General features: G+C 59.3%; 14 protein-coding genes. 4 read left to right on the forward strand and 10 right to left on the reverse strand.

All coding sequences use genetic code 11. The features are described from left to right. Nucleotides 1-74: 74 nt before the first annotated feature. Together EKH55_RS22675 and EKH55_RS22680 are read right to left on the reverse strand one after the other, a co-directional pair. Nucleotides 75-1,391, reverse strand: a complete 1,317-nt coding sequence (locus tag EKH55_RS22675; protein WP_427915848.1) for an epoxide hydrolase family protein — start codon at nt 1,389-1,391, stop codon at nt 75-77. A gap of 43 nt (nt 1,392-1,434) precedes the next feature. Beyond that, nucleotides 1,435-1,836, reverse strand: a complete 402-nt coding sequence (locus EKH55_RS22680) for a cupin domain-containing protein (protein WP_151613250.1) — start codon at nt 1,834-1,836, stop codon at nt 1,435-1,437. Between the two features lie 419 nt (nt 1,837-2,255). Here EKH55_RS22680 and EKH55_RS22685 point away from each other — a divergent pair, with 419 nt between their 5' ends. The 3 genes from EKH55_RS22685 to EKH55_RS22695 are packed head-to-tail and all read left to right on the forward strand — an operon-like array spanning nt 2,256 to nt 4,046. After that, nucleotides 2,256-2,810, forward strand: a complete 555-nt coding sequence (locus EKH55_RS22685) for a TetR/AcrR family transcriptional regulator (RefSeq protein ID WP_210249913.1) — start codon at nt 2,256-2,258, stop codon at nt 2,808-2,810. 35 nt (nt 2,811-2,845) lie between these two features. Further along, nucleotides 2,846-3,067 (forward strand): DUF2798 domain-containing protein, encoded by a 222-nt coding sequence (locus EKH55_RS22690; protein WP_192803789.1) that lies wholly within the window; start codon nt 2,846-2,848, stop codon nt 3,065-3,067. 31 nt (nt 3,068-3,098) lie between these two features. Next, on the forward strand, nt 3,099-4,046 hold the full coding sequence (locus tag EKH55_RS22695; RefSeq protein ID WP_151613251.1) for an alpha/beta fold hydrolase: 948 nt from the start codon (nt 3,099-3,101) through the stop codon (nt 4,044-4,046). 176 nt (nt 4,047-4,222) lie between these two features. Here the strand turns inward: EKH55_RS22695 and EKH55_RS22700 are convergent, their stop codons facing one another. The 5 genes from EKH55_RS22700 to EKH55_RS22725 form a co-directional block, all read right to left on the reverse strand. Further along, the gene (locus tag EKH55_RS22700; protein ID WP_192803790.1) at nt 4,223-4,951 is read right to left on the reverse strand and encodes a hypothetical protein; all 729 of its coding nucleotides are present in this window, start codon (nt 4,949-4,951) and stop codon (nt 4,223-4,225) included. A gap of 283 nt (nt 4,952-5,234) precedes the next feature. Next, a complete protein-coding gene (locus EKH55_RS22710; protein ID WP_151613252.1) occupies nt 5,235-6,194 on the reverse strand; it encodes a YeeE/YedE thiosulfate transporter family protein in 960 nt (319 codons plus the stop codon). 140 nt (nt 6,195-6,334) lie between these two features. Beyond that, nucleotides 6,335-6,790 (reverse strand): carboxymuconolactone decarboxylase family protein, encoded by a 456-nt coding sequence (locus EKH55_RS22715; RefSeq protein ID WP_151613253.1) that lies wholly within the window; start codon nt 6,788-6,790, stop codon nt 6,335-6,337. Between the two features lie 24 nt (nt 6,791-6,814). Then, nucleotides 6,815-7,225 (reverse strand): cupin domain-containing protein, encoded by a 411-nt coding sequence (locus tag EKH55_RS22720; protein WP_151613254.1) that lies wholly within the window; start codon nt 7,223-7,225, stop codon nt 6,815-6,817. A 162-nt stretch (nt 7,226-7,387) separates the two neighbouring features. Then, nucleotides 7,388-8,596, reverse strand: a complete 1,209-nt coding sequence (locus EKH55_RS22725) for an NAD(P)/FAD-dependent oxidoreductase (RefSeq protein ID WP_151613255.1) — start codon at nt 8,594-8,596, stop codon at nt 7,388-7,390. Between the two features lie 281 nt (nt 8,597-8,877). Between EKH55_RS22725 and EKH55_RS22730 the strand changes: the two genes are divergently transcribed. Further along, nucleotides 8,878-9,414, forward strand: coding sequence for an RrF2 family transcriptional regulator (locus EKH55_RS22730; RefSeq protein ID WP_151613918.1), 537 nt, complete (start codon nt 8,878-8,880; stop codon nt 9,412-9,414). A 124-nt stretch (nt 9,415-9,538) separates the two neighbouring features. Here the strand turns inward: EKH55_RS22730 and msrA are convergent, their stop codons facing one another. From msrA to EKH55_RS22745, 3 genes are read right to left on the reverse strand one after another with little or no spacing between them, the layout of a single operon-like run. Beyond that, nucleotides 9,539-10,045: a peptide-methionine (S)-S-oxide reductase MsrA gene (gene msrA / locus EKH55_RS22735; protein WP_151613256.1), complete on the reverse strand. Its 507-nt coding sequence runs from the start codon at nt 10,043-10,045 to the stop codon at nt 9,539-9,541. After that, nucleotides 10,046-10,489 carry a peptide-methionine (R)-S-oxide reductase MsrB gene (msrB, locus tag EKH55_RS22740; protein WP_151613257.1) on the reverse strand — a complete coding sequence of 148 codons (444 nt, stop codon included), beginning with the start codon at nt 10,487-10,489 and terminating at the stop codon, nt 10,046-10,048. A 45-nt stretch (nt 10,490-10,534) separates the two neighbouring features. Beyond that, complete coding sequence (locus EKH55_RS22745) at nt 10,535-11,995, reverse strand: amidase family protein (protein ID WP_151613258.1); 1,461 nt, start codon at nt 11,993-11,995, stop codon at nt 10,535-10,537. Nucleotides 11,996-12,044 lie beyond the last annotated feature (49 nt).

Here is a 12,044-nt window from a genome sequence, read left to right on the forward strand (position 1 = left end):
CTGCCATTTCTTATCAAACTGAGAACGCCGTGGTAGCAGTATTCACCGGTTCGCTGCCTGTCACGAAGCAAAGTCTAGGGTCGACGCAATGGACGGAAAGCGGCGCGGAGTTCGGCGCTGAATAGCTCCGGCTCTTCCCAGGCGGCGAAGTGGCCGCCTTTGTCCACGCGGTTGTAGTAAATCAGCTTGGTGTAGACCCGTTCCGCCCAGCTCTTCGGCGGTCTGTAAACTTCGCCGGGAAAAATCGTCACCGCCGCCGGGATCGCGATAGGGGCCAACTTGCTGTTGCCGGCGCTGTTCTCCCAATAAATCCGGCCGCTCGAGGTCCCGGTGTTCGTCAGCCAGTAAAGCGTGATGTTGTCGAGGATCTCGTCGCGGCTCAACGCGCGTTCCGGTTCTCCGCGGGTGAACACCCAGTCAGCGAGCTTGTCATAGAACCACGCCGCCAGTCCGACCGGCGAGTCGGCAAGGCCGTAACCGATGGTTTGCGGACGTGTCCCCATGATTGCCGCATAGCCAAAGCCTTTACTAAGGAATGCCATGGCCTCATCAAACACTGCTCGTTCCTCGACCGTCAAATCCGCCGGTGCAGGATCACCGCTTCTCAGGGCCTTGGCAATATCCGGCGGGATGGTGGTCGCGCGCTCAATCCTGTTGACGTGGATCCCAAGCAAACCCGGAGGAGCCTGGCGGCCCATGGCATCAGAAATGATGGCACCCCAATCACCGCCCTGTGACACGTACTCCCTGTACCCTAGGCGCTTCATGAGTACGTCCCAGGCGCGGGCAATACGGCCCGGGTTCCAGCCAGTGCCCTTCGGTTTCTCGGAAAAGCCGAAGCCGGGAATGGACGGAAGCACGAGATGGAAGGCCTCCTCCGCGTTCCCTCCATGAGCCGTGGGATCGGTCAGCGGACCGACGACTTTCAGCAGTTCGAAGACCGAACCGGGCCAGCCATGGGTCATGATGAGGGGCAAGGCATTCGCATGACGCGAGCGAACATGGACGTAGTGAATGTCGAGGCCGTCGATATTCGTCAGAAACTGTGGAAAGGCATTCAGTTTCGCTTCTGCCTTGCGCCAGTCGTAGCCCGTTTCCCAGTAGCGGACGAGTGACTGAAGCTTCGCAAGCTGCACGCCCTGAGCGCGGTCATCGACCGTCTCCGGATCCGGCCAGCGTGTGGCGGCCAGGCGCTGGCGGAGGTCGAGGAGCGCTGCCGCCGGGATCTCTACGCGGAAGGGGTGAATGTCATCGGCCTCCAAAGTCGTTGCGTCCGCTTGGGCGAGGGCCGTCGCAGGCCCAAGCACCGCAAAGGCTGCCACCGCGGCTCCGTTCAGGAGCAGTGCGCGGCGGGACAGTGCGGACGCGTTGGCGGTTTCCTCTGCCGTCATTCTCGTACTTCCTTCCATCTGGTTCGCACTTTTGTTGGAAGATTCATTTGGCCGGAACGACGAGCGGGGTGTCTTTCTCGACGATATATGTCGCAAGCTCCGATGCCTTGCCGCTGCCGACATTCTTCGCCACGTGCGCCACTCCGTCCGGAATGAACAAAGCTTCGCCGGCATGAAGCGTGACCGGCGCTCTGCCCTCGAGCCGATATTCCAGCGAGCCTTCGAGGACATAGGCCACTTCTTCGCCCGGATGAGAGTGCTTGATGGAGACTGCGCCGGGTTCGAAGTCGACCCGCACCTGGATCGCCTCGCGGCCAGGCGTACCGAGATCGTGCTGCACGAGATCAGTGCGCTGTATTCCCGCTTGCTGCGCCCTGGCCGCTTGCAGCGCCAATCCGCTTCCAACGATCAGCAGCGCAGCCGCCATGATCCGAGACGTTTTCATATGGTCATCCTTTCGTGCACTTGGTCGAGGCTCGTTCGGAGCCAGTGCAGCCATTTGAGCGCCTATGTGTATTAACGCTGTGTCCGCCCGGCCGGACTTTTGTAACGGCATGTATCACGGAACAACGGAGCGAACTCGGCGCCCGATCGGCACGCATTACTTTGGGGAAGAGGGCGCGTGACACGTGAAGGCGCGGCCTCTGATGGCGGGAGGCGCACGGGCTCCCACCCAGCGAGCGGGGCGGCCGGCGCGCTCAACGAGGCAAGGTATCGCGGCAGCGATCACCCGCTTGAGACAAAGCCCCTGTCCTTCGCATCGGGAACAGTTTGCGAGGTGCCGGCAGCACCGGCATTGACAAAAAATACCGATCGGTATATTTCTGGGTCATGAAAAAATCTGAGAGAACCCGACAGTTCATCGTGGAAAAGACAGCCCCCATCTTCAACGTGAAGGGCTACGCCGGGACGTCGATCGCCGACATGACGGAAGCCACGGGACTTACAAAAGGCAGCATCTATGGCAACTTCGCCAACAAGGACGAGGTCGCCTTGGCTGCCTTCGAGCATAACTGGCAACGGGTGAAAACGACAGTGCGCGCGGAAATGGACAAGCGCAGCACCAGCAAAGACAGACTGCTCGCCCTCGTGGGCGTGTATCAAGACCTCCAGTCCCACGATTTCCCCCAGGGAGGTTGCCCTCTGCTGAACACGGCAGTGGAGGCCGATGGCACTCATCCTGATCTCCGGGAAAAGGCGATGGACGCCTTCAACGGCTGGCTGAAGAACATCGTCACGGTCATTGAGACGGGCGTTGCGGCCGGGGAGTTCCGGGCGAGCGTTGACGCGGAACAGACCGCCCTTACGCTGATCGCCCTGATCGAAGGGGGGCTGATGATCTCCCAACTGACGGGCAATGTCGGTCACCGCACTGCCGTTATGCCTGCGGTGGAAAGAACGATCCTCGACCTCACGTGATGGCGGCCGAGTTCCTTGCGCAATTGGAGAAACCAATGAACATGCACCTGAAACGGAAAATCGCCTTCGCCCTGTTGATGGGCATCGTGACAACCGGGATCATCTCGTTCGTACTTCTCGCCCTTAACGTCGGTTTTTCTCAAACGTTCGCCGGCGCATGGCTGCGGTCCTGGGCTATCGGATACGTCATCGTCATTCCCGCGATCCTTCTGGTCGGACCCCGGCTGCAAGCTTTGGTCGACCGCGTGGTTCAATGAGTCAGCACACGGCACAGGCGAGGAGACTGCCATGATCAGACCATCGCTATCTGCGTTCTTTGCCCTGCTTTTCAGTTCTCCGATTGCCTGGGCATGTGAGGATCCTTCTGCGCAATCGAAGAACATGGACATCGGGTACATCGAGATAAGCCCGGACATCACCCTTAGAAGGATGGTGATGCAAAACTCCAATCCGAAGGGGACGGTGCTCTTCCTCCATGGATTTCCAGAGACCCTGTGCGCCTGGAAGGATATCTCCCTTGCGCTCGCAGATGACTATGAAGTCCACGCCTTCGATTGGCCCGGCTACGGCCTTTCCTCGAGGCCTCCGGCCGAAAGATTCTCCTACGCGCCGAAAGAATACGCCCGCGTCCTGCACGACTACATCGAGAAGGCGAAGGTCGACGAGTCCAAGCTCACGATCTACGCGACGGACATCGGAGCGTTGCCGGCACTCCTTCTGGCGCTGGAAAAACCGGACATCGCCAAAAAAATCATTGTCGGCGATTTCGCGCCGTTCAACAGGCCGCAGTACATGTACGAGAGCTTACAAAGCCTGAAGTCAGAGCCATCGGCAGGCAAGACACGCGCCTACATGAACCAGACACGCGCGGAAATCCTGGAAAATGCCTACAGGAGAGGTTTACCTGAAGAGGCACAATTCGATCTTTCTCCGGACGTCAAGGAAGACATGTTCAGAGGATGGGACCATGGCGGGCTAACGTCAGCGGACGCCTTCTATTACTATTATTCCAACTTCACGCGAGACGAAAACTACTTCGAGGCCAACACAGACAAGCTGGCGACTCCCGTTAAAGTGATCTGGGGCGAGAAAGACATTTACATCAAAAAAGAAATGGGCATCGAGTTAGCCGAAAAGATCAAGGCACAGCTTCGGCTTCTTCCGAACGTCGGTCACTACCCCCACCTGCAAAGCCCGAACGAGACGATAAAAGTGATCCGTGACTCGTTCCAATGAGATGGCTCTGCCGTTTCTCTGTCAGGGCGCCTTCGATCGGCACGTATGATCCAGTCGATAACACTGCTGAACTGCGCTTTGGCCTCAACCATCCTTTTGACCGAGCAGCGTTCGTCGCGTTCCATCTGGCGGACCGGAAGGTTGTCGCTGCACGGGACGCCACAGTACCGGAGGCGTCAGAACAGCGCGTAATCCGACAGCTCGATTGTGACGGCGTTGAAATCGCGGTCGAGACTGCCATCCGGCTTGAGTGTGAACACGCTGCGGCGGGTCGGGTACTTCAGCCCTTCAACGTCGACGTAATCAGATATAAAGTGCGCAGCCGGCGTTTCCGCCCACACGTCAACCTCATAATCGTGACGGCACAGCAGGCCGTCCGGGTCGAAGTAGAAGCGCTGTTCTTGCGTGTGGCTGTGTACGCCCTCGGGAAAGCGCACCGCTACTCCGCGAAGCGTCTCACCATCGTTTTCGATCGGGGCAACATCGCGAGCTTCATAGCCGGGCTCGCAGAAAACAAACGGCGTCGCATGGTACGTCCACATGGCATAGCCGTTGAAGTAGGCGAGGTTCAGCGGGTCCCATTGTCCGTTGAAACTGCGATCGAACGCTTCACGTCCGTTGTCTCGCTCGGCGATAATCGAGCCGTCTCCGGCGCTGATCTCCACATGCTCGGGAGTCCAGATCATCGTCCAATCTGGTTCTCCAAAGGGAGTAACCCGGGTCCATTGGCGGCGAAACTCGCTTGTTGCACGCCGCGGCACAGGAATCAAAGGAGCGCCTTTCAGCTCCCATAGCTTTCCACCGGTCCGTATGGTTGAGGCAATACCCTTAAACTTGCGCCAGCGGTCGTACCCGCCATGCGCTTCCAGCGCCTCTTCCAGCAGCGGGTGCAACTTGCCACGCATCGATCTTCTCCTCAATTGGACCCAGTACGATTAAATTTAACGCTCCTGACCTTGGCCTCGTATCTCATATACCACCTTAAGGGACGCATCGCTTCAATCGCCGATCCAAGCCAGGTGGGGAGGCGACGATGTTGCGACCGCGCCGCAAGTCCACGTTGACTGCAAGCCCTCCGGGTACATTGCTCCAGGCATTTCATCGGCCACCTTGCGGGCCGGCGGACAAATCGGGTTCCGAGTGATGGCCCCGACATGGCTCACTATCATTTTCGCCAGCGGAACAGCGTCATGACCAAGGTCTTGCCATTGAACCGAATTTGACAATGAGTGCGGCCAGCGTCGCAACGAATATCACGTAGGCGAGCGCCGCCTGCCAGGCCCCAATGGGGAAACCAATTAGCAGCAGCGTGTCGTTCCCACCGGGAATGAGGAGCGCACCCAATCCCATGAGGATGCCCGCAAGCGTTCTCTTGAGTATGGTCGCCGCCGTCGGCCATTTCAGCATGAATCCTTGCTTGCTAAGTCTTGCGGAGGCAATACTGCCGCCGAACATGCAGACTGAAATCAAGACGCCCGCGACCGGTATCGAAGCGATCGGTCCAACGGATGCAGTGATCGAGAACCCAGGCGCAAGTACCGCCAGGATCGTAGAGGTTATGCCGATCGCCCCCATCACCAGCGTCAACTGCCGGAAATTTGACTCGGATCTGCGTGAGAAACCGAGCCTCAGAGCTACGATGGCCAACAATACAAGCGCGAGCAGCGCCGCCTCTAGCGACGGGGGAGTGCTTGTCGGTGGCTGATGTGAAAGCAGATCAAACAGGGATTCAATGTATAGGACAGCATAGATGCCGAAAAACGTGAATGCGAATCCGATTTCGCCATTTCCGATATGCCCAACAGACCCGAATACACAAGCGCCATTCACATAACTGCCGAGCCCAAGCAAAATGGCAGCGGGAATCAGGTAGCCGAGTGGCGACCAACCCTCCTGCATCATCGGTGCCGTTTCGAGGATGGCGTAGACGAGGGCCGCCCAGGCGGCGCATTCGATCAAAGCGATGAAACGTGCCGGCCTCCTCTCCGATACCAACTCCCTCGTGGCGATGACGGTGCAGATCGATCCCCGATTCATCGCGAAACCGAGAACAAATCCCAGCGCTGCGGCCAAAGCTATACTCGCCCAGGTCTCCAAGCTAGCGGCGACAGGTCCCATGCCTGATATGTTAATGAGAAATTCGCTCATTCGGCAAACGGCCTCGCGCACCGCTCCAGTTTCAGACACATTCAAGCATTCATTACTAATGGCCGTCGCTGCGATTTCGGCGGCTGCTGGCCAGCCTGCGGACGCGCGACGACCGCGCGTCCGCAAAGAGTTGCTGCCTTTTATTTTTCGAGCGCAGCTTGTGGCGTATTTCGGAAACTGATCGCCATTCGGTTGTAGGCGTTCATCAGGCCGATCGCGATCGTCAGATCGACGAGTTCGCGCTCGTCGAAGACTGCGCGCGCTACCTCATAGGCTTCATCGGGAACGCCAGTCTCGGCGACGCGCGTCACCGATTCGGCCCAGGCAAGGGCGGCTCGCTCGCGCTCGTCGAAGAGATTGCCGGCCTCCCTCCACGCCTGCGCCAGCGCGATCTTCTCGATCTGTTGCCCTTTCTTCAGCAGGTCGCGGGTGTGCATGTCGAGGCAGTAGGCGCAGTTGTTGATCTGCGAGATACGAAGATAGACAAGTTCGACCAACTCCGAAGGTAGGCCGCTCTGCATGATGTAGCCGTAGACCCCGCCGAGGGCTTTGACGCCGGCCGGCGCGATCTGGTTGTAGTCGAGACGCTTGCTCATTTGTTTGTTCCTTGAAGGGCGGTTTTACTCAATGGGGGTGGTCAGTGCCTTTTCGTCGCTATCGAGGACGAATACGGCGAGGAGCTTTGCGGGCTTGGCCTTGCTCGCATTACGGCTGACGAGATGCTTGGAGGCCGGCGGTTCGTGCCAGCTCTCGCCGGCGCGGTAGACCTGCCCCGGACCGTCATTCACCTTCGACTCGATTTCTCCAGAGAGGACATAGGCGAAGATGAACGACGAGTCCGCGTGCGCGTGCGGTACCGAAGCCCCGCCCGGCGGATAGTCGACGATTACGGCCTTCAGCGTCTTGTCCGGTATGTTGGGTATGGTCTTTTCGAAATGTGGCGTGACAACTTCGGCGGGCTCATGCGCTGCGGCAGGCATGGCGGTGACGATGGCGGCGCAGGTCGCGCCTATGATGAATCGTGAATTCATGACGACACTTCTCCTTTTATGACGTCCCTGTGGGAAAGCGAGCCCGTATCCTCTCGGAAGGAGGAGTTCGGACGGGCTCGCTTGCGGCAGCCAGTGCAGTGCAGAAGGATGAGTGCATTGGCTGCCTCGAACGATCGTTGGCTTCTTCATGCCCACGCAGGATCAGGCGACGACGATGCGCAAAGGGTCTGCAGCCGCAAGAGCCGCGGCCCGTTCGGCACTCGGCGGATAGATCCATTCGGTGTTGATCCTGGTTTTCAGCCTTTTTGCTTCGGCACCGGAAAGCTTTATCTGGCGGTCCCATCCTTCGGTATAAACTGCGCCCCATGGACCCAGATCGAGGCACGTGACGTACTTCTCCTGGCTGTAGGGTATCGGATCCACCCCGAGCAAATCCGCCGCGACGTTGTGTCCAGCGGAGCGCCCGAGATTCTGGGCGTGCTGGCAGCTCATCATGGTGCGGTTGCCGTCATCATCCGTCGCGGCATAGGCAACATCACCGGTCGCATAGACGTTCGAGTGACCGATGACCTTAAGGTTCCGATCGACATGGAGACGTCCGAAAGCATCTTTTTCCGCGTCGATCTGCTTCGTTATGGGGTTGGCGCGGGCGCCTGCCGTCCAGACCACGGTGGCCGCGTCGATCCGTTCGCCGGACGCCAGCGTCACGCCCTCGGGGTCAATGGCGATAATCCCTTCGCCGAGACGGGTCTCCACCCCGAGTTCCGCGAACGCCTGCTCGATGACCGGGCGAGGGCCTGGTCCGAGATCCGGTCCAATCGCATCGTTACGCTCGACGACGACGACGCGGACGTCGGCGTCCTTTCCGAGTGCGGCACGAAGACGATGCGGCATCTCTGCGGCCGTCTCGATCCCGGTGAAACCGCCGCCGGCGACGACCACCGTGTTGCGGGAACGGCTTTCCGGAAGGCGCCGTAGTTCAGAAATATGTTCCTCGAGCACCGCGGCGTCGGCAAGCTGGTCTACATTGAAGGCGTGGGCCAGCCCCGGGATGTCGGGACGGAACAACACGCTGCCAGTCGCCAGAACAAGCTTGCTATAGCTTATTGTCGTCTCGCGGCCCTCGTCGTCCGAGTAGCTCACGGAATTCTTTGCCGTTGAGACAGCCGTCGCATAGCCTTTGATGAAGCGCACGCCTGCATTGGCGAATATCTCCGACAAGGGTGCCTTCATCATGGACGCGTTTTTCTCGTAAAGGCGTGGGCGGATGTGCAGTTCGGGCTGCGGGGCGATTACCGCAACCTCGACAGATCCATCCGCCTTTCCCTGCTGGTCAAGCAGCCGCATGGCACCAAGTGCCGACCACATTCCGGCAAAGCCGGCGCCGATGATCAGAATTCGTTCGCTCATTTCGGTTCCTCTAAGACAAGGCTTCGCTTTCGGCGGGACGACGTCCAGCCGGTCAGACGGTTGCCGTTCAGTTAGCTGTCTCCGGAGCGGAGACGGGTTCCGCGACGATCTTCATGGCGTCGCACTAACTACGACTAATGTAATCGGAGTTAATGCGCAACGACAATTCCGGCCGCTTCTGGAGACGCTTTGTCAACAGGAGGGAGACGGGGCAGGCATTGCACAAACGGATCACCAATAGTATCTACGACTACATTTGTCGTTGTTTAAGCGGTGATTCCATGGCGCATGTAAGCGCAGGCGTTGAATACGCTCTTCACTGTCTCCTTTACCTCATCGATGCGGAGGAGTTGGGCCAGCCGGCAAGCGCGCGCGATCTTGCCGAGTTGCAAAAGGTCCCTGCCGAATTTGTTGCGAAGCTTTTCACCAAACTCCAGAAAGCGGGCATCGTCGTCGCCCGTGAGGGAATTGGCGGCGGCTTTGCGCTCGCGCGTCCTGCGACAGACATCACCGCACTCGATGTCATCGAGGCCGTCGATGGGCGTAAAGCGCTGTTCGAATGCAAGGAAATCCGTGCTCAGTGCACGCTTTTCGCAGACCGCACGCCCGCCTGGGCGATGGACGGCGTCTGCTCCATTCACGCGGTCATGATCGAGGCTGAGAAGCGGACAAGAGAAGTGCTGGCCGGTCACACGCTGGCAAGCATCGCCGGACGCGCAGCGGCGAAGGCACCCAAGGATCATGCGGACCGCGTAAAAGAATGGTTGGCGGCGCGCACGCCGCGGCGTCGCCGCCGCGGCAATCCAGCAAAAGGTTGATTGATATGCGGTCCTCTGCGTAGAGAAGTGCGTTCAGTCTGAACGCGCTTCCCTGGCTGCACGCCTCGATGAGCAGGCATGAACGCGAGGACAGACGCCGCGGCCAGAGATTAGCGCTGGCCGGCTATTCGGCCGCCGCGCGCCGGGGCAGCACCCAGTTGGGGCGCGGGAAGTGGCAGGTGTAGCCGCTGGGGTAGTTCTGCAGGTAATCCTGGTGCTCCGGCTCCGCCTCCCAGAAGTCTCCCACTGGCTCGACTTCGGTCACGACCTTGCCCGGCCAAAGGCCCGACGCCTCGACGTCCGCGATGGTGTCCTCTGCTATTCGCTTCTGCTCGTCGTCGACATAGTAGATCGCCGAGCGGTAGGAGGTGCCGATGTCATTGCCCTGTCGGTTCTTCGTGGTCGGATCGTGGATCTGGAAGAAGAACTCCAGAATCCGCCTGTAGCTGATCTTCTCGGGATCGAAGATGATTTCGATACCCTCGGCGTGGGTACCGTGATTGCGGTAGGTCGCATTCGGTACGTCGCCGCCGGTGTAGCCCACGCGGGTCGCGATGACGCCGGGGAGCTTGCGGATCAAGTCCTGCATCCCCCAGAAGCAGCCACCGGCCAAAACAGCTCTCTCGGTCATTCAGATATCCTCTACCTGGTTGATATAGGCGCCGTAGCCCTCGGCCTCCATTTCCTCATGCGGAATGAAGCGCAGTGCGGCGGAATTGATGCAGTAACGCAAGCCTCCCCGGTCCCGGGGACCATCCGGAAATACGTGGCCGAGGTGACTGTCGCCGTGTGCAGAGCGCACCTCGGTGCGGATCATACCATAGGAGTCGTCCCTGAGTTCGCTGACGTTTGCCGGTACGATCGGCTTGGTGAAACTCGGCCACCCGCAGCCGGAATCGAACTTGTCGGCCGAGGCGAAGAGCGGTTCGCCGGAAACGATATCGACATAGATCCCCGGCCTTTTGTTGTCATTATACTCCCCCGTGAAGGGGCGCTCGGTGCCATTCTGCTGGGTTACCCGAAACTGCTCGGGGGTCAGCTTCCTGACCGCTTCGTCGGTCTTCTTGTAGGTCATTGCCTGTCTCCGTTGTTTAGATCTTGATCGAGTAGCGCCGATCGTTCAGACGGGTGATGTCGTCGTCCCGACGGTCGCTTCCACACGACGTGCGAGTTCGAGGAGGCTACTGTCACGCCCGTGCGCACCGTCAATCTCAAGCCCCATCGGAAGCCCGTTTTTAGACAGGCCCGTAGGAATGCTTATACCTGGCAAATCGGCTAGGCTCGCAGCGATGGTGTTCTTTGCCAGAACCAGATCGCTGACCTCCTGATCCGCGATTGCGAACTTCGACTGCTGCTCGATCAATGGTGCCGTGCAGGGAGTCGTTGGAAAGAGAAGTGCAACAGCCCCGCTGCGAGTAAAGGCTTCGCTGAATCGGCGCTGAATTTCCGGTCGATCGAGCGATAGCGCTGCCTCATATGTCTCGCGAGAATATCCGGGTCCGCTCGGCAGGACTACGTGCCCCCAAGCTTCTCTAAGACCGGGTTTCAAACCGTTATAGATCGCGTCGAATGAAGTAGGAACGCCGTTGCGATGAAGAAATCCAGAGATCGCTTCCATCGTCTCATGGAAAAAGATGTTCCACGTTGCCCCTTCGGTGATCGAGGCGAAGTCTTCTCCAAGATCTATCGAGACAATCTCGGCACCAGCCTCGCGTAGCCGCCGAACCGTGTCGTTGAAATGCGCCTCGATGTCAGGCTCAACCAGATCAAGATATTGCGGAGGCGCATAGGCTAACCTGACACCCTTGAGGTCAGACCGATCGGAGCGTGCGGTCGCTTCAGCCTTCGTGACGATTTGATCGATCAGGGCGCAGTCTTCGACGTTGCTCGCAAGCACGCCTGTTGTATCGAGGGTATGAGAGATCGGGGCAACCCCATTACCTGGCCACCGCCCCGTCGTCGGCTTGAAGCCGACCACGCCACACAGCGACGCAGGCACTCGGATCGAACCTACCGTATCGCCCCCTAGGGCCGCGGGCACGATTCGAGCCGCCACGGACGCGCCAGCCCCGCTGGAGGAACCCCCAGAGACATGATTGCGGTTATGCGGATTTTTCACCTGACCATAGGGGCTGTTGTTGCCGGTCAAGCCGTAGGACATCTCAACGAGGTTATTTTTGCCAAAGATGATGCCGCCAGCATCCTTGATCGCGCCAACGACCTCGGCGTTCTTTTCCGGCACGAAACCTTCCAGATTCCGCACCCCAAGCGTCGTTCGCAGTCCTTGAGTCAGATAGCTGTCCTTGACCGCCAACGGAACGCCGAGAAGGGGAGCAGTGGAACCAGCGGCGCGGGCCTTGTCCGCATTTCTGGCCGCCGCCAGCACAGCGCCCTCATCTATCGTGATGAACGCATTTAGATCGGAGTGCGTCCGGGCGCGCTGGAGGAGCGCGGCCGTATAGGACTCCGACGAGATGTCGCCATCACGAATGGCAGCAGCCGCCGCGACGATGCCAAGCCCGGTGAGCCCTTCCGCTTCCGGCTCAGAGGCTGTTCTAACGAATACTTCGTTCTCGTGCATGATAACCTCACTTTGGCCCAGGACGGCCAACGTGCCGTTGGCCGTCACG

The organism is Sinorhizobium alkalisoli, assembly GCF_008932245.1.
Lineage (GTDB): Bacteria > Pseudomonadota > Alphaproteobacteria > Rhizobiales > Rhizobiaceae > Sinorhizobium > Sinorhizobium alkalisoli.

Bases quoted from the DNA above. Each gene is read 5' to 3' on its own strand.
- EKH55_RS22720 (WP_151613254.1), bottom strand. From the start codon at position 7,225: ATGAATTCACGATTCATCATAGGCGCGACCTGCGCCGCCATCGTCACC.
- EKH55_RS22710 (WP_151613252.1), bottom strand. From the start codon at position 6,194: ATGAGCGAATTTCTCATTAACATATCAGGCATGGGACCTGTCGCCGCT.
- EKH55_RS22680 (WP_151613250.1), bottom strand. From the start codon at position 1,836: ATGAAAACGTCTCGGATCATGGCGGCTGCGCTGCTGATCGTTGGAAGC.
- EKH55_RS22730 (WP_151613918.1), top strand. From the start codon at position 8,878: ATGGCGCATGTAAGCGCAGGCGTTGAATACGCTCTTCACTGTCTCCTT.
- msrA (WP_151613256.1), bottom strand. From the start codon at position 10,045: ATGACCGAGAGAGCTGTTTTGGCCGGTGGCTGCTTCTGGGGGATGCAG.
- EKH55_RS22745 (WP_151613258.1), bottom strand. From the start codon at position 11,995: ATGCACGAGAACGAAGTATTCGTTAGAACAGCCTCTGAGCCGGAAGCG.
- EKH55_RS22675 (WP_427915848.1), bottom strand. From the start codon at position 1,391: ATGACGGCAGAGGAAACCGCCAACGCGTCCGCACTGTCCCGCCGCGCA.
- EKH55_RS22695 (WP_151613251.1), top strand. From the start codon at position 3,099: ATGATCAGACCATCGCTATCTGCGTTCTTTGCCCTGCTTTTCAGTTCT.
- EKH55_RS22700 (WP_192803790.1), bottom strand. From the start codon at position 4,951: ATGCGTGGCAAGTTGCACCCGCTGCTGGAAGAGGCGCTGGAAGCGCAT.
- msrB (WP_151613257.1), bottom strand. From the start codon at position 10,489: ATGACCTACAAGAAGACCGACGAAGCGGTCAGGAAGCTGACCCCCGAG.
- EKH55_RS22725 (WP_151613255.1), bottom strand. From the start codon at position 8,596: ATGAGCGAACGAATTCTGATCATCGGCGCCGGCTTTGCCGGAATGTGG.
- EKH55_RS22715 (WP_151613253.1), bottom strand. From the start codon at position 6,790: ATGAGCAAGCGTCTCGACTACAACCAGATCGCGCCGGCCGGCGTCAAA.
- EKH55_RS22690 (WP_192803789.1), top strand. From the start codon at position 2,846: ATGAACATGCACCTGAAACGGAAAATCGCCTTCGCCCTGTTGATGGGC.